This window comes from Variovorax sp. LjRoot130 (assembly GCF_964253755.1).
Classification (GTDB): domain Bacteria; phylum Pseudomonadota; class Gammaproteobacteria; order Burkholderiales; family Burkholderiaceae_C; genus Variovorax.
On the sequence record NZ_CAXURM020000001.1, the window covers coordinates 71,236 to 95,182 of the forward strand.

At 69.3% G+C, this 23,947-nt stretch carries 25 protein-coding genes; 18 read left to right on the top strand and 7 right to left on the bottom strand.

The annotated features are described in order from the left end of the window. Positions 1-28: 28 nt before the first annotated feature. The 3 genes from ACSQ86_RS00380 to ACSQ86_RS00390 all read left to right on the top strand — a co-directional run bounded on the left by ACSQ86_RS00380 (position 29) and on the right by ACSQ86_RS00390 (position 2,164). The gene (locus tag ACSQ86_RS00380; protein ID WP_436308283.1) at positions 29-781 is read left to right on the top strand and encodes a hypothetical protein; all 753 of its coding nucleotides are present in this window, start codon (positions 29-31) and stop codon (positions 779-781) included. Between the two features lie 44 nt (positions 782-825). After that, positions 826-1,290 (top strand): DUF4259 domain-containing protein, encoded by a 465-nt coding sequence (locus ACSQ86_RS00385; protein WP_170855591.1) that lies wholly within the window; start codon positions 826-828, stop codon positions 1,288-1,290. A 175-nt stretch (positions 1,291-1,465) separates the two neighbouring features. Next, a complete protein-coding gene (locus ACSQ86_RS00390; RefSeq protein WP_436308284.1) occupies positions 1,466-2,164 on the top strand; it encodes a hypothetical protein in 699 nt (232 codons plus the stop codon). 15 nt (positions 2,165-2,179) lie between these two features. Here ACSQ86_RS00390 and ACSQ86_RS00395 read toward each other — a convergent pair whose 3' ends face one another. Next, positions 2,180-2,572, bottom strand: coding sequence for a DUF1801 domain-containing protein (locus ACSQ86_RS00395; protein WP_436308285.1), 393 nt, complete (start codon positions 2,570-2,572; stop codon positions 2,180-2,182). Between the two features lie 158 nt (positions 2,573-2,730). Between ACSQ86_RS00395 and ACSQ86_RS00400 the strand changes: the two genes are divergently transcribed. After that, positions 2,731-2,871, top strand: a complete 141-nt coding sequence (locus ACSQ86_RS00400) for a hypothetical protein (RefSeq protein WP_436302281.1) — start codon at positions 2,731-2,733, stop codon at positions 2,869-2,871. 13 nt (positions 2,872-2,884) lie between these two features. Here ACSQ86_RS00400 and ACSQ86_RS00405 read toward each other — a convergent pair whose 3' ends face one another. Genes ACSQ86_RS00405 through ACSQ86_RS00420 form a run of 4 tightly spaced genes read right to left on the bottom strand, consistent with a single transcriptional unit; the run spans position 2,885 to position 7,622 of the window. Further along, positions 2,885-4,699, bottom strand: a complete 1,815-nt coding sequence (locus tag ACSQ86_RS00405) for a feruloyl-CoA synthase (RefSeq protein WP_436308286.1) — start codon at positions 4,697-4,699, stop codon at positions 2,885-2,887. Positions 4,700-4,723: 24 nt separating this feature from the next. After that, on the bottom strand, positions 4,724-5,665 hold the full coding sequence (locus ACSQ86_RS00410; RefSeq protein ID WP_436308287.1) for a 3-hydroxyacyl-CoA dehydrogenase NAD-binding domain-containing protein: 942 nt from the start codon (positions 5,663-5,665) through the stop codon (positions 4,724-4,726). 11 nt (positions 5,666-5,676) lie between these two features. Continuing rightward, positions 5,677-6,669, bottom strand: a complete 993-nt coding sequence (locus tag ACSQ86_RS00415) for a Bug family tripartite tricarboxylate transporter substrate binding protein (RefSeq protein ID WP_436308288.1) — start codon at positions 6,667-6,669, stop codon at positions 5,677-5,679. Between the two features lie 35 nt (positions 6,670-6,704). Beyond that, positions 6,705-7,622: a 3-keto-5-aminohexanoate cleavage protein gene (locus ACSQ86_RS00420; RefSeq protein ID WP_093104653.1), complete on the bottom strand. Its 918-nt coding sequence runs from the start codon at positions 7,620-7,622 to the stop codon at positions 6,705-6,707. A 111-nt stretch (positions 7,623-7,733) separates the two neighbouring features. Between ACSQ86_RS00420 and ACSQ86_RS00425 the strand changes: the two genes are divergently transcribed. Next, positions 7,734-8,444 carry a Crp/Fnr family transcriptional regulator gene (locus tag ACSQ86_RS00425; RefSeq protein ID WP_436302284.1) on the top strand — a complete coding sequence of 237 codons (711 nt, stop codon included), beginning with the start codon at positions 7,734-7,736 and terminating at the stop codon, positions 8,442-8,444. A 330-nt stretch (positions 8,445-8,774) separates the two neighbouring features. Here ACSQ86_RS00425 and ACSQ86_RS00430 read toward each other — a convergent pair whose 3' ends face one another. Together ACSQ86_RS00430 and ACSQ86_RS00435 are read right to left on the bottom strand one after the other, a co-directional pair. After that, the gene (locus tag ACSQ86_RS00430) at positions 8,775-8,993 is read right to left on the bottom strand and encodes an addiction module protein (RefSeq protein WP_436308289.1); all 219 of its coding nucleotides are present in this window, start codon (positions 8,991-8,993) and stop codon (positions 8,775-8,777) included. Between the two features lie 131 nt (positions 8,994-9,124). After that, positions 9,125-9,406, bottom strand: a complete 282-nt coding sequence (locus ACSQ86_RS00435) for a hypothetical protein (RefSeq protein ID WP_436308290.1) — start codon at positions 9,404-9,406, stop codon at positions 9,125-9,127. Positions 9,407-9,680: 274 nt separating this feature from the next. On the opposite strand from ACSQ86_RS00435, the gene ACSQ86_RS00440 reads away from it, so the two are divergent. Genes ACSQ86_RS00440 through ACSQ86_RS00500 form a run of 13 tightly spaced genes read left to right on the top strand, consistent with a single transcriptional unit; the run spans position 9,681 to position 23,947 of the window. Beyond that, complete coding sequence (locus ACSQ86_RS00440; RefSeq protein WP_436302287.1) at positions 9,681-10,472, top strand: class II aldolase/adducin family protein; 792 nt, start codon at positions 9,681-9,683, stop codon at positions 10,470-10,472. A gap of 55 nt (positions 10,473-10,527) precedes the next feature. Beyond that, a complete protein-coding gene (locus tag ACSQ86_RS00445; protein ID WP_436292213.1) occupies positions 10,528-12,096 on the top strand; it encodes an ABC transporter substrate-binding protein in 1,569 nt (522 codons plus the stop codon). 7 nt (positions 12,097-12,103) lie between these two features. Next, a complete protein-coding gene (locus tag ACSQ86_RS00450; protein WP_093104646.1) occupies positions 12,104-13,078 on the top strand; it encodes an ABC transporter permease in 975 nt (324 codons plus the stop codon). Further along, complete coding sequence (locus tag ACSQ86_RS00455; RefSeq protein ID WP_093104645.1) at positions 13,075-13,920, top strand: ABC transporter permease; 846 nt, start codon at positions 13,075-13,077, stop codon at positions 13,918-13,920. The genes ACSQ86_RS00450 and ACSQ86_RS00455 overlap by 4 nt, the downstream gene beginning before the upstream one ends. Next, positions 13,917-15,572 carry an ABC transporter ATP-binding protein gene (locus tag ACSQ86_RS00460; RefSeq protein WP_093104643.1) on the top strand — a complete coding sequence of 552 codons (1,656 nt, stop codon included), beginning with the start codon at positions 13,917-13,919 and terminating at the stop codon, positions 15,570-15,572. Before ACSQ86_RS00455 ends, ACSQ86_RS00460 begins: the two co-directional genes overlap by 4 nt. After that, positions 15,572-16,534: a 2-hydroxyacid dehydrogenase gene (locus ACSQ86_RS00465; protein ID WP_093104642.1), complete on the top strand. Its 963-nt coding sequence runs from the start codon at positions 15,572-15,574 to the stop codon at positions 16,532-16,534. Before ACSQ86_RS00460 ends, ACSQ86_RS00465 begins: the two co-directional genes overlap by 1 nt. Before the next feature lies 1 nt (position 16,535). After that, the gene (locus tag ACSQ86_RS00470; RefSeq protein WP_436308291.1) at positions 16,536-17,906 is read left to right on the top strand and encodes an aspartate aminotransferase family protein; all 1,371 of its coding nucleotides are present in this window, start codon (positions 16,536-16,538) and stop codon (positions 17,904-17,906) included. Continuing rightward, the gene (locus ACSQ86_RS00475; protein WP_436308292.1) at positions 17,903-18,961 is read left to right on the top strand and encodes a histone deacetylase family protein; all 1,059 of its coding nucleotides are present in this window, start codon (positions 17,903-17,905) and stop codon (positions 18,959-18,961) included. Before ACSQ86_RS00470 ends, ACSQ86_RS00475 begins: the two co-directional genes overlap by 4 nt. Then, positions 18,958-19,842 carry a DMT family transporter gene (locus ACSQ86_RS00480; RefSeq protein WP_436308293.1) on the top strand — a complete coding sequence of 295 codons (885 nt, stop codon included), beginning with the start codon at positions 18,958-18,960 and terminating at the stop codon, positions 19,840-19,842. The genes ACSQ86_RS00475 and ACSQ86_RS00480 overlap by 4 nt, the downstream gene beginning before the upstream one ends. Positions 19,843-19,874: 32 nt before the next feature. Further along, positions 19,875-20,576 (top strand): GntR family transcriptional regulator, encoded by a 702-nt coding sequence (locus ACSQ86_RS00485; protein WP_093104628.1) that lies wholly within the window; start codon positions 19,875-19,877, stop codon positions 20,574-20,576. 17 nt (positions 20,577-20,593) lie between these two features. After that, complete coding sequence (locus ACSQ86_RS00490) at positions 20,594-21,622, top strand: histone deacetylase family protein (RefSeq protein ID WP_436308294.1); 1,029 nt, start codon at positions 20,594-20,596, stop codon at positions 21,620-21,622. After that, complete coding sequence (locus tag ACSQ86_RS00495; protein WP_436308295.1) at positions 21,619-22,671, top strand: phosphotransferase; 1,053 nt, start codon at positions 21,619-21,621, stop codon at positions 22,669-22,671. Before ACSQ86_RS00490 ends, ACSQ86_RS00495 begins: the two co-directional genes overlap by 4 nt. Before the next feature lies 1 nt (position 22,672). Beyond that, positions 22,673-23,947 (top strand): aspartate aminotransferase family protein, encoded by a 1,275-nt coding sequence (locus tag ACSQ86_RS00500; RefSeq protein ID WP_436308296.1) that lies wholly within the window; start codon positions 22,673-22,675, stop codon positions 23,945-23,947.

The following is a 23,947-nucleotide window of genomic DNA, read 5'->3' on the forward strand; positions in this document are numbered from 1 at the left end:
CCGGCCCCCGGTCTGCCGATATACCGGCATGACCCCATCGAAGACGCCGGCCGCGGGCGAGCCGAACTACAAGATCCAGCAGCGCGAAGGCTGCAGGATCGTGTACGGCCACATGCCGCTGCGCGACTGGCTGTTTCTCTTGAAGGAGGCGAGCGACATCGACGTGCTGCATGCCGACGTCGCGCGCATGCTGGGCGCCACTGCCGTCCTCGGTCCGCCGCAAGGGCTGGCGCGCATCCGCGAGCAGGAAGCGCCCGCCGCCATGGGACGCGTGCGCGCGCAGCTGGGCCGTGCTGCGCGCCGGCTCGAGCCGGATGCCGTGCGCTGGCTCGCGGCCGGTGAACAGGGGCTTTCGAGCCTGGCGCTCTTCACGCTCTTGACCGGCGTTCGCCCGCCGCACTATGGCGGCGCCGCGCTCGACCTGCCGCGCAGCGCGAGCGAGTTCCGCCGCTGCCGCCTGCTGGTGGAGCAGACCCCCTCGCTGCGGCGCGCGCTCCTGCTGCTGGCGGGCCGCGTCAGCGACCCTGCGGTCGTGCCCTGGGCCGCGCTGGCCGAGGCCTGGAACGATCTCTGCGTCCAGATGGACCACGAGCTGCCGCACTGGCGCGACGGCACCGGCCGCGCGCCGGGCGTCAATGCGATGCTGGCCTGCTTCCTCGAAGTCGAGACCGACCTGGCCGTGCTTCAGTCCAGCCGGATGACCACTGCATCGCTGGCGTTGCCGGACAGCTTTTCGAGTCCCGCCGCGCGCCGCGCCGGCAGCGCGCGCTGGTTGATGTAGCCTTGTCGCCGGCAGCCATGGCGGCTGCGATGAGGTGGACCACGGTGAGCCGGCCGAAGCATCTTTTGATTGTTGCTGCACTCGCACTTTCGATGAACCTGGCGGCGCACGCCGGGGCGTGGGGCGACGGCGCTTTCGACAACGACGCCGCGCAGGACTGGCTGGCCGAATGCGAGCGCAGGGCGGATCCGGCCTTTGTGTCCCAGGCTCTCGACATGGCGCAGATGGCAAGCCACATCGATGCGGACGACGGGGCCGCCGCGGTCGCTGCCGCCGAACTGATCGCCGGCGCCATCGGCAAGGGCGCCGCGGCATCGAAAACGCGAGCGGTGGAGTGCCTGGCCGGCAGACGAACAGAAGAACTGCATGCGCTCGCGACGCGCGCCAGGCTGGCCCTGGCCCGCGTCGCGGACCGCAATGTCTCCGAGCTCGCCCAACAATGGGAAGAAGAAAAGCCGAACCGGTGGGCTTCCAACCTGACACGGCTTGCGGCGCGTCTGCAGCGCTAGGGCCTGTTAGCAGGCCCTGGGCGTCTTAACGCCCGGTTACCACCGGGACAAGCACATCAGGCGATGTCCGACAGAAAAATGCGCAAGCTCGGATGTGATGCCGTCTCATGGCTTTTGGTGCTGGAAGGAACTGATGTCAGAGGGTTTCAATTCAAGGTCTGCGCGGACGACGGAGGTGTCGATCGGCGCCCAGTTGGACGCCACCCGCAACGCGGCGAGCGCAAGAGAAGAGGCGCAGGCCGCCATCGTTCGCTCGTTCGGAAGCTTCATCCGGGGCGGCCCGGGTCCTACGGAAGAGCAGCTCAGGCAGTTCGCGAGACTGGCTGCCGACGAAGCGCGACGGCGCCGCCGGCTCGCCGACCGCCTGGCGGCGCGGCCGGCCGACAACGAACCGAAGACGCCGTCGCCCGTCGTGGTGGCGCGGCCATTGCGCGCCGTTGCCTTGCTGGCCATGTGGACCGTGGCGATCCCGCTCATCGTCGTCGCGGCCTTCGGCCCTCGCGACGGGTCCTTCTCTTCGGCAAGCGAAAAAATGCCGATGCATGCATCGCCGGATGCGCCGGCCGTCGCGCTGGCGCAAGCGCCGAAGGCGGACACCGAACCCCTTGCCGTCGTTGCGGAGCGCTCCCGTGCGGCGCCAGGCAAAACCCCGCGCAGGTTTTCTTCGGCCCACGCCAGTGCAGCACCGCTGCTGGCCCGCGCCGGCGCCCGGGGTCCGTCGGCCAAGTGCACGGGCTTGAGTTTCGTGTTCCGCGCGGTCTGCATGAACTACGCGTGCGCGCAGCCATCCGCCCGCCGCAGCCTGCAGTGCGTCGAACCCCTGCGCCAGCGCCGGCTCGACGAAGCGCGCCGCAATCCGCTGCTGCTGGGCTGAGCCTGCATCAGTCGTTCAGCCGCGCTTCGCTGCGAGAGTCGGATCACCAAGCGTTCGATTGAGGGCGACCGCCTTTCGCGTCAGGAGGCGCACTGTGGCGGGGTCGACGGTCATTCCCTCTCGCAGTTCCAGCGTGGCCATTTCGTACTTCCCTCCAGGCTTGAGCCCGGGTTCGATGGCGAGCAGCTGCTGCCCTCGCCAGAAGCCGAACAGTACCCGGGCTTCCTCCGCGCGAATGAGGAGCACGGGCCCGTTCGCGAGATAGACGAGGTGGCGCCATTTCACGACCTCCTCCATCGCCGACGCGGCGCGAACCGCCGCACGCAATTCCCCGACGCACGCCCGACGCCAGCCATCGAGGGCGGCCACATAGGCGTCGGGACTGGAAGCAGGCGTCGTCTTTTGCATTCCGGACAGGCTTGATCGGCGAAGCTTAAACGGGACCGGGGCGCCAAGCCGTCGTTCGACAAGCTTCGGCGATCGCTGCGGAGTCGGAGTGCCTGCGGTATCGTGGGTGGGCCTCGCAGGCTGGTCATGGCCGCGAGGCTGTCTACCAAGGAGACGCAGTGCGAGCCATCTTCGCGATCGCTGGTGTTCTCATCCTGGCAGGCTGCGCGGGCGCGGCCCATGCACCGCCTCCGACGGCCTGCGGCGCCGATCCCGCAGGGCAGGCCTGCGAGGTCGAGCGCTACATGAACGCTCCGTAGCCGCTTCTCGAGCTCAATCGTCCAGGCGCACCACTTCCGGGTCGGCTGCGCTGCCATGCAGCCGCTCGACCTCGGCCGCGCGTCGCGTCAGCACCGCGCGCTGGTTGATGTAGCCCTTGTCGGTGATCTCGCCGGCATCGATGTCGGGCGGGGTAGCGAGCACCAGTGCGCGCACCGGGCGTTGCGAGGAACCTGCACCGGCGTCGCGCATGGCTGCCATCGTGCGGCGCAGTGCGGCCGCCAGCTCCTCGCGCGGCAGCGCGGCGCCCTGCGGGCTGGCGAACACCAGCATGCCAACCGCCTCGCGGTCGTGGCCGGTGATCACGACGTCCTGCACCAGCGGCGCAAGCCGCGAGACCAGCTCCACGCGCAGCGTGCCCACCGACACCCAGGTGGCGCTGGTGAGCTTGAAGTCCTCGGCCACGCGGCCGTTGAACATCACGCCGCACTCGGGCCGTGCTTCATCGACCAGGTAGCCCGCGTCGCCGATGCGGTAGTAGCCCTCCTCGTCGAAGGCCTGCGCGGTCTCGCGCGGCGCACCGCGATAGCCGGGAAACACCGAAACGCCCTTGACCCGCATCTCCAGCTTGTCGCCGTTGGGGACGAACTTCAGCTCCAGCCCCGGCAGCGGCGCGCCGATGCAGCCTGCGCCGTCGAGCTTCCAGTGCGCCGAGGTGATCGCGGGCGAGGTCTCGGTCGCGCCCCAGGAAGTGGTGAGCCACAGCGGCTGCGCGGGCCGTGCGCGCCGCGCCACCGCTTCGAGCCGCTGCCAGGTCGAGGGCGCGAGCGCCGCGGCGGCATAGAAGCACAGGCGCAGGCGCGAGAAGGCCTCGGCCGCGAGCGTGTCGTCCGCCTCGAGGAAGGGCAGCAGCATGTCGTAGCCGCGCGGCACGTTGAAGAGCAGCGTGGGCCGCACCTCGCGCAGGTTGCGCACCGTCTTCTCGATCAGCCCCGGCGCCGGCCGGCCCTCGTCGATGTAGAGCGCGCCGCCGTGGCTGAGGACGATGTTGAAGTTGTGGTTGGCGCCGAAGGTGTGGCTCCAGGGCAGCCAGTCCACCAGCACCGGCGGCTCCTGGTCGAGGAAGCGCCAGGTCTGCGCAATCATCTGCTGGTTGGCGCACAGCATGCGGTGCGTGTTGATTACCACCTTGGGCCGGCCGGTCGAGCCCGAGGTCAGCAGGTACTTGGCGTGGGTGTCGGGCAGGATGGCCTCGAAGGCCTGCATGACGGCCGGCGTTTCCTCGGTTTCGAGCAGCTGCGCGAAGCTGAGCGCGCCCGGGTGGGCGTCGGCGTTGCGGCGGAACACCGCCGGCGCATCGATGCGCGAGCCCGCCAGTGCGCTGCCGTAGACCTTGGCATCCGAGGCATAGATCAGCGCCGGCTCGAGCGCGCGCAGCATGCTGTGCAGCCGCGTCGGGTCCTTCGCCATGCGCGAATAGGCGCTGGAGAGCGAGCAGGCGGTGCGGCCGATGTGCATGGCGGCGAGCATCAGCACCGCATGGTCGATCGCGTTGTCGGAGAGGATCACCACCGGCTTGTCTGCGGGCACGCCCAGGTCCAGCAGGCCTTGCGCCACGGCGCCGACGGCGCGGCGCAGCGCACGGTAGTCGAGCCGGCGCCAGCCTTCGTCGCTTTCGTCGCGCTCGGCCAGCGCCAGCGCATCGGGCGTCTCGCGCGCCCAGCGCTCCAGCCACTCGCCGATGCAGCGCGCATAGGGCCTGAGCGCCACCGGCGAGCGCAGCGCGAAGGAGCCGTCGTCGAAGTCGATGCGCAGGGTGCGCGGCGGGGCGAGCTGGCGCTCGTCGTCGAAGAAGCCGGGGGCGGTCATCGCTTGTCTCCTGGAGGCGCTTGGTTATTCGAGTGTGCCGGACGCCGCTTTTGCGCGAATCAGGTTCAACAGCAGGATGTCGCGCGCGGCTTCGAGCTCACTGGTGTGGCGTTGGCCCAGCTCCGCGGCCACGCCTTCGGCCACCTGCTGCTTGAGCTTGGGTGTCATCGTGGGTGCACCCAGATCCTTCCACCAGTCCTCGATCGGCCCACCCAGGTGCGCGAGCACATGCGCGATGCCGCCGGCGCCACCGGAGAGATGCAGGTTCATGAACGGGCCCATCACGGCCCAGCGCAAACCGGGCCCGTGCGCGATGGCCGCATCGATGTCGGCCACCGAGGCCACGCCCTGGTCGACCAGGTGAAAGGCCTCGCGCCACAGCGCGGCCTGCAGCCGGTTCGCGATATGGCCCTTGACCTCGCGCTTCACGTGGATCGGGCGCTTGCCGATCGCGGAATAGAAGGCCATCGTGCGTTCGATGGTCGCGGGCGACGTGGCCGTGCCGCCGATCACCTCGACCAGCGGAATCAGGTGCGGCGGATTGAAGGGGTGGCCCAGCACCACGCGCGCGGGATGCGCGCAGCCGGATTGCACGCCGCTGATCGCGAGCCCCGAAGAGCTCGAAGCGAGGATCGCGTGCGGCTGCGCGGCCACGTCCATGCGGCGGAACAGATCGATCTTGAAGTCCAGGCGCTCGGGGCCGTTCTCCTGCACGAAGTCGGCGTCGCGCACCGCGTCTTCCAGCGTTGCATGGAAGCGCAGCCGCTCCATCGACGCACCTTCGGCCAGCCCGAAGCGCTGCAAGGTCGGCCAGTGCTGCGCCACGGCTTCGAATAGCCGCGCCTCGGCGCCCGGCGAAGGATCGGTGGCATCGACGTCGAGCCCGTGGGCGAGGAAGTAGGCCGCCCAGCTGGCGCCGATCACGCCGGTGCCGACGACCGCGACGCGTGTGATGGCCGTGTCCATGTGCGCCATCGTCAGGATTCGGCCGTGAAGCCGACCTTCTTGACCAGCGGACCCCAGCGCTCGAACTCGATGTTCTGCGAGCGGGCCATCTCCTCGACGGTGGAGCCCTGGGCGATCAGGCCGACCACCGCCAGGCTGTCGATGACGGACTTGTCCTTGATCGCGGCGTTGATGGACGCGTTGGCGGCGGCGATCACCGAGGCCGGCGTCTTGGCCGGCGCGTAGAAGCCGAACCACTCTTCGGTGGTCAGTTCCGGAAAGCCCTGTTCGGCCAGGGTCGGGACCTCGGGCGAGAACGGCGAGCGCGCCTTGCCGGAGGTGGCGATCAGGCGCAGCTTGCCGGCCTTGTGGTTGGCGATGAAGTCGCCGCTGGGCGTGATCATCGAGGCGATCTGGCCGCCCACCACGTCGGTCACGCCGGGGATGGAGCCGCGGTAGGGCACGTGCTTGAGCTCGACACCGTTGTTGATGCCCAAGAGCGCGCCGATGAAGTGCGGCGTCGAGCCGGCCGCCGGCGAGCCGTAGCTCGCGTCGTTGGGGTTGGCCTTGGCCCAGGCCAGGAAATCCTTCACCGTCTTGACGCTGGCCGGCACCAGCGGGCCGACCGCCAGGCCGTGGTGCATCACCGCGGCGATCGACACCGGCGCGAGGTCCTTGACCGGGTCGTAGCTCAGCTTCTTGTAGATGTGCGGGTAGATCGAGGTGCAGGAGAAGGGCGTGAGCGCCAGCACGCTGCCGTCGGCCGGCGCCGCCTTGAGCAGCTCCAGCGCGATGCGTCCGCCCGCGCCGGGCTTGTTCTCGACCACGGCCGCGTTGCGGGTGTAGGAAGAGCCGGCCAGCTTCTCGCCGACGCGGCGCGCCACGCTGTCGCCGGCGCTGCCGGCCGGGAAGCCGTAGAGGATCTTGACCTGCTCGATGGTCTGGGCCAGCGCGGCCAAGGGGTGCAGGGCAGCGAGCGCGGCTGCGCCGCCGAGGGTGTGGAGGAAGTGGCGGCGATCGGTCATGGTGTGTCTCCTTGCTGTTCTCTCGGAATCGTTGGTCAGGCTGCGAACTCGGGGCGCGGCAGGCCCACGCGCGGCAGCCCCATCATGTCGCGCGCCTCGGCCGGCGTCGCGGGCTCCATGTCCATCTCGCGGATGAGGCGCACGATGCGCTCGGTGAGCTGCAGGTTGGTGGCCAGCTCGCCGTGACGGTAATAGAGGTTGTCCTCCAGGCCGACGCGCGCATGGCCGCCGAGCAGCAGCGCGCTGATGTTGGCCTCGAGCTGCGAGGGGCCGATGCCACTCACGCAGAAGATCGCGCCCTTGGGCAGCGTGTCCACCATCATCTGCAGGTGCCGCGGCGAGAAGGGCATCGCGTTCTGGAAGTTGCGGTGCACGTTCATCACCAGGTTGATGAAGTAGGGCGCCTCGTCCAGCCCCTCCTCGATCAGCGTGGTGGTGTCCTGCAGGATGTGGGTGGGGCTGAACACCTCCCACTCGGGCTTGATGCCGCGCGCCTTCATGCCGGCCGCGAGCTCGCGGCCCTTGGTGAGCGGCGTGTCCATCAGGATCTCGCGGCCCTCGAAGCTGAGGTTGAGCGTGGTCGCGTCCAGCGTGCACATCTCGGCGCCGGCGTCCATCCCCTTCACGCGCTCGTCGAAGGCGATCTCCCAGCGCCCCCCAGGCAGCGGCTTGATCATGTCGCCGTGCACGCCGCCGCCGGTGGAGTTGTTGAGCACGATGTCGCAGCCGGCGGCGCGGATGCGGCGGTTGATGTCGCGGTAGACCTCGGCGTCGCAGGTGGCGCCATCGTCGGGCCGGCGCGCGTGGATCGCGGCCACGCTGGCGCCGGCCTTCCAGCAGGCCACCACATCCGCCGCGATCTCCTCGGGCTGGGTGGGAAGATGCGGGTTCTGCGACTTGTGCGCCATGCCGCCCGTGGGGGCGATGGTCACGATCACTTTGCGCTTGGACATGGGCTTTCTCCTGTGGACGGCGCGCTATTATTTTTGGCTGCCGTCGTCCCGGCAGTCATTGCGATGACATTTGAGATCAGGGTTTACGAGCCGCAGCCAGCAGGAGCGTCGATGCCGCACACCAGGCCGAGCCAGAGACCGCCGGCGTCCTTGTCGATTCCCGAGCTGCTGCAGCGATCGGTCTGGTTCCCCGGGCTGGACGCGGCGGCGCAGGCGCGCGTGCTCGATGACATGCGCGAGGAGTCGGTGGCCGCCGGCGCCGCGCTGTGCCGCCGCGGCGACGCGCCGCTGCACTGGTACGGCACGCTCGAAGGCCTGCTCAAGTGGTCGATGACATCGAGCGACGGCCGCTCCGTCACCTTCGGCGGCCTGTCGGTCGGCAGCTGGTTCGGCGAAGGCACGCTGTTGCGCGCGATGCCGCGCTCGGCCGACATCATCGCGCTGCGCGACAGCCGTGTCGCGGTGCTGCCGCTCGACACCTTCGAGTGGCTGCACCGCACGCAGATGAGCTTCAACCACTTCCTGCTGAACCAGATCAACGAGCGCCTGCACTGGTTCATGGGCAACTATGCGGCGCACCGGTTGCTCGATGCCGACAGCCAGGTGGCGCGCGCGCTGGCCGGCCTGTTCCATCCGTGGCTGCATCCGGGCAGCGACGTGTATCTGCAGACTTCGCAGGAAGAGATCGCCAACCTCTCCGGCCTCTCGCGCCAGCGCTGCAACGCGGCGCTCAACCGGCTGCGCGAAGCGGGCCTGCTGCGCATCGAGTACGGCGGCATCACCGTGGTCGATCTGGAAGGGCTGCGGCGCTTTGCCGAATAGTGCGTCGGAGAACTCGCCTGCAGCGCGTCTGGGCAGTCAGAGCCTGGAAGACCAGTACGCGGGCTCGCGGCTCTGATGCGCGATGGCAAAGATCTGAGGCCCGAGGCTTGCGTCTTCCGCGTAGATCACGGTGCAGGGAAATCGATCGAAGTGATAGATGCGCATGCCGTGCCCGCCATGAGGACCACGCTGCTGATTCTCGAGGAGGAACCCAAGAACTCGCTCGTACTCGGCGAGGAAAGCCTCTGTGCGATCAGTCGACTTGCATGGGTCGCATAGTAGACGCCGCATCACCGAGCTCAGCTTCGGCTTCGGGATGAATCCAGTAACTCACCTGATCCTTGCCCGCACGCGCGCAAGGGCCTCATCGCCCGGGACCATTGCGGCCTTGCCCGAACGGACATCCTCCTGGCGGCGCAGCGCCAGCTGCATCCACGCTTCCTGTGCCTTTGATCTGGGCTCGAAGCTGGCGATCAGTCGCTCCAGAAGTCGAGCGCGGTCCTCGGGCGGCAAACCGAGGACCTGAGCCTCAAGATCTTGAACGGTCATGGACATGACGCCTCCGTAAACCAGTGCGAATGGCAAGCATGCCACGGCACTGCCGGAGCCGGGCGCCGCCAAGCTCCCGATCCCTCAGAGCCGGCTCAGCGCCGCCGATCCAGCGCTGCCCGTGGCGGCCTTCAGAATTTGTGCGCGAGGCGCGGAGGCCTGTTTTCTTCGCCGGTGCTTTCGTCGTCCACCGAGGCGATCTTCAGGCGGGCGGCCTCGTGTTTGACGCTCAGTTCCACGCAGCGCTCGCGTTCGGCCGGCCGGGACGGCGACTCGCGCATGCAATCGACGAAGAACTGCGACTCGTCGGCGCTCAAGCCATGCAGCACTTCCCGGCCCTTGGCGTCGATGGCCAGGGCGCTGCGGGCGGACAGCTCGGCGCGTTGCGCCTCGGGCATTTCCAGCAGTTTCATGCTCGGCTCCTTTTCGAACAGTCTGCAGTCTGGCGCAGTTTGCCTGGTGTGGCGCGCCATGGTGCCTGGCTGCCCCGATAGTGTGCGGCGCGCCCGAAGGCCCTGAATCAGATCAACACTGTACGCCCTCTTCATTGGGATGAACCACCTTGTTTTTAGAGGCATGCCAGGAGAGTGGATGCACACATCGAAGGATGGGCCCGTATATTGCTGTATGCTGTGAAATGCCGACTGTCGACAGTTGCCCGTCGGAACCGACCCAAGGAAAAGATCCATGCCATTGCACGCAGTGGGCCGCGCGGCCCTCCCGATCTCCGATGCCGAGCGCGCCGTGCGCCAGGACCTGGCTGCCGCCTACCGGCTGGTGGCGCACTACGGGATGGACGACAGCATCTACACGCACATCTCCGCGCGCGTGCCCGGCACCGAAGACCAGTTCCTGATCAACCCCTTCGGGATGCTGTTCAAGGACGTCACGGCTTCCTCGCTGGTGAAGATCGACCTCGAGGGCCGCATCCTCGACGACTCGCCCTACGACGTGAACCCGGCCGGCTTCACCATCCACAGCGCCGTGCATGCGGCGCGCCACGACGCCGCCTGCGTGCTGCACACGCACACGGTGGCGGGCGTGGCGGTGTCCTCGCTCGCCGGCGGGCTGCAGCCCTGCAACCAGTGGGCGCTGCAGTTCCACGAGCGCGTGGTCTATCACGACTTCGAGGGCATCGCGCTCGACTTCGAGGAGCGCGAACGGCTGGTCGCAGACCTCGGGCCGACGGCGCGTGCGCTCATCCTGCGCAACCACGGCCTGGTCACGCTGGGCCGCACGGTGTCGGAGGCCTTCATCCTCATGCTCAATCTGGAGCGCGCCTGCCGCGTGCAGGTCGCGATCCAGTCCAGCGGCCAGCCCGTGTATCCGGTGCCGCTCGAGGTCTGCGAAAAGACCGCGCGCCAGTACGAGAGCGGCGACACCGTGCGCATGCCCGGCCAGCCCGACCCGAATGCACGCGAATGGCGCGCGCTGCTGCAGCGCATCGAGCCCGTGCCCGCCACGTCCTTCCGCGACTGAGCTTCGTTCCCTTCCTTCCTTCCCACCATCCCCGATCGAGCCACAAGGAGTTCTCATGAAACGTCGCAATCTCATTCAAATGGGTGCCGCCACGGCGGCCGGCCTGACGCTCGCGGGCGTTCCCCTGCATGTGCTGGCGGCAGGCAAGAAGGGCGGCGTGATCAACGCGGTGGTCCAGCCCGAGCCGCCCGGGCTGATGCTGGGCATCACGCAGAACGGTCCCACGCAGATGATTGCCGGCAACATCTACGAAGGCCTGCTGCGCTACGACGAGAAGATCACCCCGCTGCCTTCGCTGGCCACCTCCTGGACCTCGAACAAGGAAGGCACGCTCTTCACCTTCAAGCTCAAGCCCGGCGTGCTGTGGCACGACGGCAAGCCCTTCACCTCGGCCGACGTGGTGTTCTCCGCCGACGTGTTCTTGCGCAAGACGCATGCACGGCTGCGCGCCAATCTCGCCGCGGTCGAAAGCATCCGCGCCGTCGATCCGCTGACGGTCGAGTTCAAGCTCAAGTACCCCTTCGGGCCCTTCCTCGGCATCTTCGAGGTCGGCAGCATGCCGATGATCCCCAAGCACATCTACGAAGGCACGGACTTCGCCGCCAACCCGGCCAACGCCACGCCGATCGGCACCGGCCCGTTCAAGTTCAAGGAATGGGTCAAGGGCTCCTACATCCAGCTGGTGGCCAACGACAAGTACCACGTCAAGGACGTGCCGCTGGTCGAGAGCGTGTACTTCCACGTCATTCCCGACGCGGCCTCGCGCGCCGCGGCCTTCGAATCGGGCAAGGTCGACCTGGTGCCGGGCGGCGCGGTCGAGTACTTCGACGTGCTGCGGCTGTCGAAGCTGCCGGGCGCCGCGGTCACGACCAAGGGCTGGGAGTTCTTCGCGCCGCACGCCTGGCTGTGGATCAACAACCGCAAGGCGCCGATGGACCAGGTCAAGTTCCGCCAGGCCCTGATGCACGCGATCGACCGCGAGGCCATCTGCAAGGTGGCCTGGCAGGGCTTCGCCAAGCCGGCGACCGGCCCCTTCAACAGCAACATCAAGTTCCACAGCACCGACGTCCCCAAGTACCCGCGCAGCGTCGACACCGCCAAGAAGCTGCTGGCCGAGGCCGGCTACAAGGGCGAGACGCTGCGCCTGCTGCCGCTGCCCTACGGCGAGACCTGGACGCGCTCGGCCGAGATCCTGCGCCAGAACCTGGCGCAGGCCGGCGTCAAGCTCGAGATGGTCGCCACCGACGTGGCCGGCTGGAACCAGAAGCTCAACGAGTGGGACTACGACCTCGCCTTCACCTACGTCTACCAGTACGGCGACCCGGCCCTGGGCGTGGCGCGCAACTACACCACGGCCAATATCGCCAAGGGCTCGCCCTTCAACAACGTCGAGGGCTACTCCAACCCGAAGATCGACGAGCTGTTCGATGCCGGCGCCAAGGAGGCCGATCCCGAGAAGCGCAAGGCGATCTACCTGGAGGCGCAGAAGCTGCTGCTGAACGACGTGCCGGTGGCCTGGCTGTACGAGATCAACTTCCCGACGCTCTACCGCACCAAGCTCAGCAACATCATCAGTTCGGGCATCGGCCTGAACGACAGCCTGAGCGGCGCCTCGGTGGCCTGAGCCGCGCATGAAGCGCACGCAATTCATGCTGGCCCGCGTGCTGCAGGGTCTGGTCGCGATCCTGCTGATCGCGACCGTCAACTTCATGCTGGTGCGCGCCGCGCCGGGCGATCCGGTCTCGGTGCTGGCCGGCGAGGCCGGTGCTTCGGACCCGCAGTTCGTCGCCCAGCTGCGCGCGCAGTTCGGGCTCGACCAGCCGATCACGACCCAGCTCGGCACCTACCTCGGCAAGGTGGTGCAGCTCGACCTCGGCTTCTCCTACCGCCAGCAGCAGCCGGTGCTGAAGCTGATCCTGGACCGGCTGCCTGCGACGCTGCTGCTCACCGGCAGCGCCTTCGCGCTGTCGCTCTTGTTCGGCGTCACGCTCGGCGCGCTCTCGGCGCGGCGGGCGGGGACGTGGGTGGACAGCGCGATCACCACGGTGGCGCTGGTGTTCTATGCCACGCCCCTGTACTGGCTCGCCCTCATGGCCGTGCTGGTGTTCACGGTGCAGCTCGACTGGCTTCCGGGCTTCGGCTTCAGCACCGTCGGCTCGGGCGCGACCGGGCTGGCACTGGCGTGGGACGTTGCGCAGCACCTGGTGCTTCCGGTGCTGACGCTGGCGCTGTTCTACATGGCCGTCTACGCCCGCATGACGCGCGCCGCCATGCTCGACGTCGCGCAGATGGACTTCGTGAAGACGGCACGCGCCAAGGGCGTGAAGCCCGGCCGCATCCTGCGCGCGCACGTGCTGCGCAACGCGCTGTTGCCGGTGGTCACGCTCGCGGGCATCCAGGCCGGCAGCCTGATCGGCGGCGCGGTGCTCACCGAAACGGTGTTCGCATGGCCCGGCCTCGGCCGCCTGATGTTCGACGCGCTGCTGCAGCGCGACTACAGCCTGCTGCTAGGCACCTTCCTCGTGACGGCGGCGATGGCCGTGCTGTTCAACCTGATCACCGACCTCGTCTACACGCTGGTCGACCCACGCATCGAACTGACATGACCCAAAGTCCTTTCTGGCGGCGCTTCGTCCGCAACAAGGGCGCGGTGGCCGGCATGGTGGTGCTGGCGGTCGTCGCCGTCGTCGCTTTGTTCGGCCCCTGGATGGCCGCCAACGACCCCTGGGGCATGGTGCAGCAGCCCTTCCTGCGGCCCTGGACCGAGCCCGGCTTCGCGATGGGCACCGACACCCTCGGGCGCGACATCCTCTCGGGCGTGATCCACGGTGCGCGCATCTCGCTCCTGATCGGCGTGGTCTCGACCGTCGTCGCGCTCCTGATCGGCGTCACGCTCGGTGCCGTCGCCGGCTACTTCGGCGGCTGGATCGATGCCGGGCTGATGCGCTTCACCGAGATCTTCCAGGCGGTGCCGAGCTTTGCGCTGGCCATCGTGCTGGTCGCGATCTTCCAGCCCTCGGTCGGTTCCATCGTGGCGGCCATCGCCATCGTCTCCTGGCCGCCGGTGGCGCGCCTGGTGCGCAGCGAGTTCCTCACGCTGCGCCAGCGCGACTTCGTGCAGGCCGCCTTGCTGGCCGGCCAGTCGACGCCGCGCATCATCCTCACGCAGATCCTGCCGAACGCCATGTCGCCCATCATCGTGATGGCCTCGCTCATGGTGGCGACGGCGATCCTGCTCGAATCGAGCCTGAGCTTCCTCGGCCTGGGCGACCCCAACCAGATGAGCTGGGGCTACATGGTTGGCTCGGCCCGCACCGTGCTGCGCCAGGCCTGGTGGATGGCGCTGTTCCCGGGGCTGGCCATCGTGCTGACCGTGCTCGCGCTCAACCTGGTGGGTGAAGGCCTCAACGACGGCCTCAACACGCGGCTGGACGGGAGGGGCCGATGAACGCCGGCGTGACACGCCTGAAGCCGGCGCAAGCCGTGCTCGAGGTCGTCGACCTGAGCATCTCGCTGCCCAAGGGTGCCGACCGCGCGCTCGCGGTCGAGGGCGCGACGCTCTCGGTGCTGCCGGGCCAGACGCTGTGCGTCGTCGGCGAATCCGGCTCGGGCAAATCGATGATCGCCAACGCGGTGATGGGCCTGTTGCCGCGCCCGCAGGTGGCGCCGGTGGCCGGCAAGATCCTGTTCGAAGGCACCGACCTGCTGGCGCTGACCGAGCCGCAGATGCGCGAGCTGCGCGGCCGGCGCATCGGCATGGTGTTCCAGGAGCCGATGACGGCGCTGAACCCGGTCATGCGCATCGGCGAGCAGATTGGCGAGGTGTTCGATGCGCACGGCACGGTGCCCGCGGCCGAGAAGCGGCGCCGCATCCTCGCGGCGCTGGCCGACGTCGGCCTGCCCGATCCCGAGCTGCTGATCGACAGCTATCCGTTCCGCCTCTCCGGCGGCCAGCGCCAGCGCGTGATGATCGCCTGCGCGCTCGTGCTCGAGCCCGTGCTGCTGATCGCGGACGAGCCGACCACCGCGCTCGACGTGACGACGCAGGCGCAGATCCTCAAGCTGGTGCGCGAACTGCAGCAGCGCCGCGGCACCGCCGTGCTCTTCATCACGCACGACTTCGGCGTGGTCTCGGAGATCGCCGATCACGTGGTGGTGATGCAGACCGGCAAGATCGTCGAGTCCGGGGCCGCCGCCGGCGTGCTCGGCGCGCCGCGGCATCCCTACACGCGCAAGCTGATCGCCGCCATTCCCCATGGCCACGCGCAGCGCGCCACGCCGACCGACGATGCGCTGCGCTTGCTGCAGGTGCAGGACCTGTGCAAGACCTACAAGTCCGGCGCGGGCCTGTTCAAACGTGGCCGCTCGGTGCAGGCCGCGAAGAACATCAACTTCGAGCTGCGCCGCGGCGAGACGCTGGGCCTGGTCGGCGAGTCGGGCTCGGGCAAGTCGAGCGTGGGACGCTGCCTGGTCGGCCTGGCGCCCTTCGACAGCGGCCGCATCCTCTTCAAGGGGCACAACCTGGCGCAGGACGGGAACTTCCGCCGCTCTGCCGGCGGCAAGATCCAGATGGTGTTCCAGGATCCGTATGCGTCGCTGAATCCGCGGCATCGCATCGGTGCGGCGATCGCCGGCGGTCCCATCGCCCAGGGCGTAGCCAAGGCGGAGGCCATGGCGCGCGCGATGGAGCTGCTGAAACTGGTCGGGCTCGGGGCCGACGCGGCGCAACGCTACCCCCACGAGTTCTCCGGCGGCCAGCGCCAGCGCATCGGCATCGCGCGCGCGCTGGCGATGCAGCCCGAACTGCTGGTCGCCGACGAGCCGGTGTCGGCGCTCGACGTCTCCGTGCAGGCCCAGGTGCTGGAACTCTTCGCCCAGGTGCGCGAGCAGTTCCAGCTGGCGATGGTGTTCATCACCCACGACCTGCGCGTCGCCGGCCAGATGTGCGACCACATCGCCGTGATGCAGCGCGGCGAGGTGGTGGAGTACGGCGAGACGCATGCGGTGCTGAACGACCCGCAGCATGCGTACACGCGCAAGCTGATCGATGCGGTGCCGCGGCTGGCTTCGCCCGACGAAGCTGCGGCGCGGGTCGCGTGATGCAGCGCAACGGCGACAGCACGACACCCTGCGTGGCGCTGCTCAGCGAGGTGCTGGACATGCAGTACCTCGCACCCGCATTCCGCGAGGCCTGCCCCGGCATCGACCTGCGGCTCGGCGCCGAGCTCGGGCCGCTGGAAGACATCGAGGCGGCGGTCTGCTGGTACCCGCCGCACGGTCAGCTGGCGCGGCTGCCGAAGCTGAAGCTCGTGCAGTCGCTGGCCGCGGGCATCGACCACATCGTGGCCGACCCGCAGCTGCCACGCGAGCGCCCCTTGTGCCGCATCGTCGACACCGGCATGGCCGCCGGCATGAAAGCCTATGTGAGCTGGGCGGTGGTGCAGCACCATCGCGGCATGAACGCCTACGTCGCGAGCTCTGCGGCCGGCCGATGGGAGGAGCAGGACGTGGTCTCGCCGCGCCGCCATCGCGTCGGCATCGCCGGCCTCGGCACGCTGGGCATGGCCTGCGCCGAGGCGCTCGCGGGCATCGGCTACCAGGTCCGCGGCTGGAGCCGCAGCGCCAAGGAAGCGCTGCCGCCGGGCGTCGTCGCCTTCCACGGCGCCGGACAGCTCGACGCGTTCCTGTCGGGCTGCGACACGCTGGTGTGCCTGCTGCCCTTGACGCCGCAGACGCAGGGCTTTCTCGATGCCGCGCTGTTCGCGAAACTGCCGCGCGGCGCGCACCTGATCAACGTCGGCCGCGGCGATCACCTGGTCGAAGCCGACCTGCTGGCTGCGCTCGAAAGCGGCCAGCTCGCGGCCGCGACACTCGATGCCTTCTCGCAGGAGCCGCTGCTGCCGGACCATCCCTTCTGGGGCGATCCGCGCATCCTGATCACGCCGCACATCGCGACGCGCACCGACCGCCTGGTGATCGCGCAGCAGACCCTCGCCAACCTCGCGCTGCTGAAAAAAGGCGAGCGTCCTTCCCACTTGGTCGACCTCGAACGCGGCTACTGACATGAACCCATCCACCCACGCCGACAACGCCGCCCACGACATCGCGGCGCACCTTCATCCCTTCACCAACCTCGCCACCCATCCCCAGGTCGGGCCGCTGGTGATCCGGCGCGGCGACGGCATCTTCGTGGAGGACGACCAGGGACGCCGCTACATGGAGGCGATGTCGGGCCTGTGGTGCGCTTCGCTGGGCTTCAGCAACGAGCGCCTGGCCAAGGCCGGCAGCGAGGCGCTGCGCTCGCTTCCCTACTATCACACCTTCAACCACCGCTCGAACGAGGCGGCCATCGCGCTCGCCGAGAAGCTGCTCACGCTCGCGCCGGTGCCGATGTCTAAGGTGTTCTTCGCCAACTCCGGGTCGGAGGCCAACGACAGCGCGGTCAAGCTGGTCTGGTACTACCACAACGCCATCGGCAAGCCGGACAAGAAAAAGATCATCGCGCGCCGCAATGCCTACCACGGCGTCACCGTGGCAGCGGCCAGCTTGAGCGGCCTGGTGCCCAATCACCGCGACTTCGACCTGCCGATCGCTCGCATCCTGCACGTCGACTGCCCGCACCACTACCGCTACGCCGAGGCCGGCGAAAGCGAGGAAGCCTTTGCCACGCGCCTGGCCGATGCGCTGGAAAAGCGCATCCTCGAAGAGGGCCCCGAGACCGTCGGCGCCTTCATCGCCGAGCCCGTGATGGGCGCGGGCGGCGTGCTGGTGCCGCCGGCCACCTACTTCGAGAAGGTGCAGGCGGTGCTCGCGAAGTACGAGGTGCTGCTGATCGCCGACGAGGTGATCTGCGGCTTCTGCCGCACCGGCGAGATGTTCGGCTCCACCACCTTCGGCTTGCGACCCGATATCCTGACCGCGGCCAAGGCGCTGTCCTCGGGCTACGTGCCGATCTCGGCCGTGATGGTGTCGGAGAAGGTGCATGCGGCGGTGGCCGCCAACAGCGGAAAGATCGGCACCTTCGGCCACGGCTTCACCTACTCGGGCCATCCGGTGGCCTGCGCGATCGCGCTCGAAACGCTGCAGGTCTACGAAGACGAGAACATCCTCGCGCACGTGAAGGCGCTGGCGCCGCGCTTCCAGCAGGGCCTGCAGCGCTACGCAGCGCGCCCGCATGTCGGCGAGGTGCGCGGCGTGGGCCTGATCGGCGCGATCGAACTCGCCGCCGACCCGGCCCGGCGCACGCCCTTCGATCCGGCGCAGAAGGCCGGCGCGCGCGTGGCCGAACTCGCGCTGGAACAGGGCCTGATCGTGCGCGCCATGGGCGACGCCGTCGCCTTCTGCCCGCCGCTCGTCATCAGCGCCGCGCAGATCGACGAGATGTTCGAGCGCTTCGACCGCGCCCTGGTCGGCTTCGAAGCGTCGATGGCATGAAGGCCTTCTTCACCGACGAGCAGCTGCTGCACGACCCGCAGCAGTTCATGCGCCTGGGCCGCATCAGCAAGCCGGCCGATCTGCCGACCCGCGCGCACGCCTTGCGCGACGCGCTGGCCGCACGCGACATCGAACTCGTGCAGCCGCGGGACTACGGCCGCGCGCCGCTCGAAGGCGTGCACAGCGCCGACTATCTGGACTACCTCGAAACGGCGTACGCGCTGTGGCGCGCGCTGAAGCTGCCGGGCGTCGAGCCGGGCATCGAAGTGCTGCCCAATCTTTCGCCGTACCACGGCGGCACGCCGGGCGTGCCGCGCGCGCCTTGCCCCTCGCCGTCGATCGTGGCGCGCACGGGCTACTACATCAGCGACCTCTCGTGCCCGATCGGCCCCCACACCTGGCGCTCGGTCCTGCGTTCGGCGCACACCGCGGTGGCGGCGGCCGACGCGGTGCTCGACAGCGGCGATGCCGCCTATGCCCTGTGCCGGCCTTCGGGCCACCACGCGCACCGCGACCGCGCGGGCGGCTTCTGCTACGTGAACAACAGCGCGGCGGCCGCGCAGCGCCTCCGGGAGCGCCATGGCCGCGTGGCCGTGCTCGACCTCGATGCCCATCACGGCGACGGCACGCAGAACATCTTCTATGCGCGCGATGACGTGCTGACCGTGTCGACGCATGCCGATCCGAGCGGCTACTACCCGTTCTACACCGGCTATGCGCACGAGCGCGGCAGCGGTGCGGGCGAGGGCTGCAACCTGAACCTGCCGTTGCCCCACGGCGCCGGCAACGAGCTCTTCCTGCAAGCGGTGGACCAGGGACTGGCGGCGCTGCGCGGCTTCGCGCCCAAGGCCCTCGTGCTCGCGCTGGGCTTCGACAGCTACAAGGACGACCCCATCAGCGTGCTGCGGCTCGACCTGGACGCCTACCGCCGCATCGGCGAGAAGATCGGCGCGCTGGGCCTGCCCACGGTGATCGTCCAGGAAGGCGGCTACATGGTGGAGGCCATCGGCTCGGCGCTGGACCACTTTCTGCGCGGCTTCGAGGCGCTTCGGTGATGACCACCGCCGCACTGCGAGCCCCGGGGTCGAGGAGCGCCGGCATCGCGCTCTTCTTCTGCGCGCTGGTGGCCTTCGCCTCCTACGACGCCTTCTGCAAGAAGATGCTGCAGTTCTACCCGGCGCCCTTCGTCAACCTGATGCGCTACCTGTCGGTGATCTGCATCGCTCTCGCCATGCTGCTGCACCACGGCGACCTGCGCATCTGGCGCGCGCCGCAGAAGAAGTTGCTGCTGCTGCGCGGCGCGATGCTGGCGACCGTGGCCACCTGCTTCATGACGGCGCTGATCTGGATGCCGCTGGCCGAGGCCACGGCCATCTACTTCACCGCGCCGCTGCTGATGGTCGCGCTGTCGCCCTGGCTGGTGGGCGAGCAGGTGCAGCGCAGCCGCTGGGTGGCCGTGGTCGTCGGCTTTGCCGGCATGCTGCTGATCGTGCGGCCCGGCAGCGACCTGCCGTGGCTCGGCACCGTGCTGATGGCGATCGCCGCCGTCTGCTACGCCGTCTTCCAGCTGCTCACGCGCCGGCTCGCGGGCAGGGTCGCGAGCCCCGTGCAGTACGCCTACACCGCGCTGGTCTGCCTGATCGCGACCGCGCTGCCGGCGCCGCTTTTCCTGCCGGCCGAGCGCCCCGAGGCCGGCGCCGTGCTGCTGCTTTTGGCCGGCGGCGCCTGCAGCGGCGCGGCGCAGTGGCTGCTGCTGGCGGCCTTCGAGCGGGTCGAGGCCTCGACGCTGGCGCCGCTCAACTATTTCCAGCTGCTGCTCGCGGTGGCCTTCAGCACCTTCTGGTTCCACAAGCCGCCCGACGGCCTGGCGATGTCGGGCATTGCGCTGATCATCGCGGCCGGCGTCTACCTGGCGCGGCAGCCGTTGAAAGAATGAGCCCGGGTGCTCCAACAAGACGAGACAAACACATGGCTTTCAATTCCTCTTCCGACACCGTTCTTTTCGAATCCGTCGAGGCGACCGACCTGGTCGGCCTGGTCGAAGCCCAGCTCACCCGCGCCATCGTCGAAGGCCGCCTCGCGCCCGGCAGCCGCATCGTCGAAGCCGACATCGCGCGCCGCATGGGCGTGAGCCGTGCGCCGGTGCGCGAAGCGGCGCGCCGGCTCGAGCGCCAGGGCGTGCTGGTCGCGCGGCCGCGCCACGGCTTCGCGGTGCGAACCATCAGCGTGCAGGAGATCGACGACCTGTACGAAGTGCGCCTGAGCCTGGAGCTGACTTCGATCGAGCTGGCCTGCCGCAAGGCCAGCGATGCCGACCTGGCGCGCGTGCGCGCGATGGTCGACGACATGGTGCGCCTGGCACGCACGCGGGCGCAGGACGAGCGCATCGATACCGACCTCGCGCTGCACACGCTGATCAGCGAACTCTCGGGCAATGCGCACCTGCACCGCATCTTCCTGAACACGCAGACCGAGCTGCGCATGATCATCGCCCTCATCACCGTGGTCGACGATTCCGAGACCGTGGCCAGCAACCACCTGCTGATCGCCGACGCGCTGGTGCGCCGCGACATCGAAGCCGCCAAGGCCGCGATGCGCACGCACATCGAATCCGCATGGCGCGACGTGCGCGCCCTGTTCGTTCGCCAGCACGGCGTCCCCACCCCCTGAATTCAAGGACCCCCTCGATGAAGGTCGTCTACACCGACACGCACCAAGGGCACGACCCGCAGCTGTTCATGGTGCGCGGCAAGCTCAAGCGCAGCAACGAGCAGCCCGAGCGCGCCTTCCGGCTGCTCGACGCTGTGCGCAAGGATGGCCACGAGATCGTCCCCTGCGAGGACTTCGGCGCCGGCCCGCGCGCGGCCATCCACACGCCCGACTACCTGCGCTTCCTCGAGACGGCCCATGCGCGCTGGCAGCTGCTGGACGACCCTTCGGAAGAGGTGATGCCGAACGTCCACCCCTTTCCGGGCCAGCCCTGCAGCTATCCCGAGAGCGTGGTCGGACAAGCGGGCTTTCACATGGGCGACAACGCCTGCTCCATCGGCCCCCACACCTGGGAGGCGGCCGTTGCGTCGGCCCACATGGCGACGCACGCCGCGCAGCTGGTGCTCGACGGCGAGCGTGCCGCCTATGCGCTGTGCCGCCCGCCGGGCCATCACGCCTACGTCGATCGCGCCAACGGCTTCTGCTACCTGAACAACGTGGCCATCGCCGCGCAGCATCTGCGCAGCAGGCACGCGCGCGTGGCCATCCTCGACATCGACGTGCACCACGGCAACGGCACGCAGGGCATCTTCTACCGCCGTGCCGACGTGCTGACCATTTCGCTGCACGGCGACCCGCGCAACTTCACGCCCTTCTTCACCGGCCATGCGCACGAGCGCGGCGAGGGCGAGGGCCTGGGCTACAACATCAACAAGCCGCTGGCGCTCGGCACCGATCTCGACGGCTACCTGCCGGCGCTGCGCGAGGCCTGCGACAGCATCCGCGCCTTTGCGCCCGGCGCGCTGGCGGTGGCGCTGGGCCTCGACACGCACGAGCGCGACCCGTACAAGGGCATGAAGATCACGACGCCGGGCTTTGCGGTTCTGCTGGCCGAGATCGCGCGCCTCGGCTTGCCGACCGTGCTGGTGCAGGAGGGCGGCTACCTCTCCGACGACCTCGGCCCCAACATCGCGAGCGCGCTGCGCGGCTTCGCCGGCGCGGCATGACCGACGCGCAGGTCCTGAGCGAGGGCTCGCCCGAACTCGACGATGCCTGGGTGCGCGCGCTGGCGCGCGAGCGCTGGGGCATCGAGGGCGAGCTGCGCGCGCTGACGGGCGAGCGCGACCGCAACTACCTGCTGGCGCCGCCCGGCGACGGCGCGCGCTTCATGCTGAAGATCTCGCATCCGGCCGAGTCGGCGCTGGTCGCCGACTTCCAGACCCAGGCGCTGCTGCACCTCGCGGCTGCCGACCCGCAGCTGCCGGTGCAGCGCATCGTGCCGGCATCGAGCGGCGAGCCTTCCTTCCTCTGCGATCCCGGAGACGGCCTGCCGCGCGTGGCGCGCCTCTTCAGCTACCTGCCCGGCCTGCCGCTGCCCGAGGCGCCGCGCACGCCGCGGCAACAGCAGAACCTCGCGCGCATGCTGGCGCGGCTCGACCTTGCGCTGCGCGATTTCGACCATCCCGCCGGCGAGCTCGCGCTGCCCTGGGACATCCAGCGCGCCGACAGCGTGCGCGGCCTGCTCGCGCACATCGCCGACCCGGAGCGCCGCGCGCTGGCGGAGGGCGCACTCGACCGCTTCGAGCGCGACGCCAAGCCACGGCTCGCCGCGCTGCCCGCGCAGCCGATCCACAACGACTTCAACATCTACAACGTGCTGGTCGATCCGGCCGACACCGACCGCATCGCCGGCATCCTCGACTTCGGCGACATGGTGCGCGCGCCGGCGATCGACGATCTGGCCGTCGCGGCCGCCTACCAGGTCGGCACCGGCGACGATCCGCTGGCCGACATCGCGCCCTTCGTTGCCGCCTACCACGGCGTGCGGCCGCTGCTCGCGGCCGAAGTCGAGCTGCTGTTCACGCTGATCACGGCGCGGCTGGTGATGGTGGTGGCCATCAGCGGCTGGCGCGCGGCGCGCCATCCCGAGAACGCGGCCTACCTGCTGCGCAACAACCCGCTCTCATGGGCGCGCCTCGCGGCCTGCGAGCGCGTCGGCGCCGAAACCGCGACCGCCGTCTTCCGCCGCGCCTGCGGCCTGCACATGGAGGCCTGACATGCCGACCTCAACTTCTGCGATCCCTCCTGCGACCCGCTCGCTCATGGACCGCCGCGCGCGGGTCCTGGGCCCGGCCTACCGCCTCTTCTACGAGACGCCGCTGCACCCGGTCCGCGGCGAGGGCGTCTGGCTGCACGATGCCGACGGCAGGCGCTACCTGGACGCGTACAACAACGTCGCCTCGGTCGGCCATTGCCATCCGCATGTGGTGGAAGCCATCGCGCGCCAGGCCGGCGTGCTCAACACGCACACGCGCTACCTGCACGAAGGCGTGCTCGACTATGCGGAGCGCCTGCTCGCCACGATGCCCGCCGAGCTCGCGCACGCGATGTTCACCTGCACCGGCAGCGAGGCCAACGACCTGGCGATGCGCATTGCGCGCTCGCACACCAAGGCCTGTGGCCTGATCGTCACGCGCTTCGCCTACCACGGCGTGACCGCATCGATCGCCGAAGCCTCGCCCTCGCTCGGCAAGTTCGTGCAGCTCGGCGACGCCGTGCGCACCGTGCCGGCGCCCGACGGCGGCGGTGCGGCCTTCGCCGACGGCGTGCGCGCCGCCATCGCCGATCTGCAGGCGCATGGCATGCGGCCCGCCGCGCTGATGGTCGACACCGTGTTCTCCAGCGACGGCATCTTCACCGACCCGCCAGGCTTCCTGGCCGAGGCGGTGGAGGCCGTGCGCGCCGCCGGCGGCATCTTCATCGCCGACGAAGTGCAGCCCGGGCTGGGCCGCACCGGCGATGCCTTCTGGGGCTTCCAGCGCCACGGCGTGGTGCCCGACATCGTGACCATGGGCAAGCCGCTCGGCGCCGGCCATCCGCTGGCCGGGCTGGCGGTGCGGCCCGAGGTGCTCGCCGCCTTCGCGCGCGAATGCCGCTACTTCAACACCTTCGGCGGCAACCCGGTTTCGATGGCCGCCGGCATGGCGGTGCTCGACGTGATCGAGCGCGAAGGCCTGATGGCGAACGCGCAGCGCGTCGGCAAGCACCTGCGCGCGCGTTTGACGGCGCTCGCCGCGCGCCATGCGCTCGTCGGCGAGGTGCGCGGCGCCGGCCTGTTCGTCGGCGTGGACCTCGTGAGCGACCGCGCCACGCGCGCACCGGCCACGGCCGAGACGGCGCGCATCGTCAACGCGCTGCGCGACCGGCAGGTGCTGCTGAGCTCGACCGGCGAGCATGCCAGCACGCTGAAGATCCGTCCGCCGCTGGTGTTTAGCGAAGCCCATGCGGACCTGCTGGTCGACACGCTGGATAGCGTCCTGACGACGCTGTGA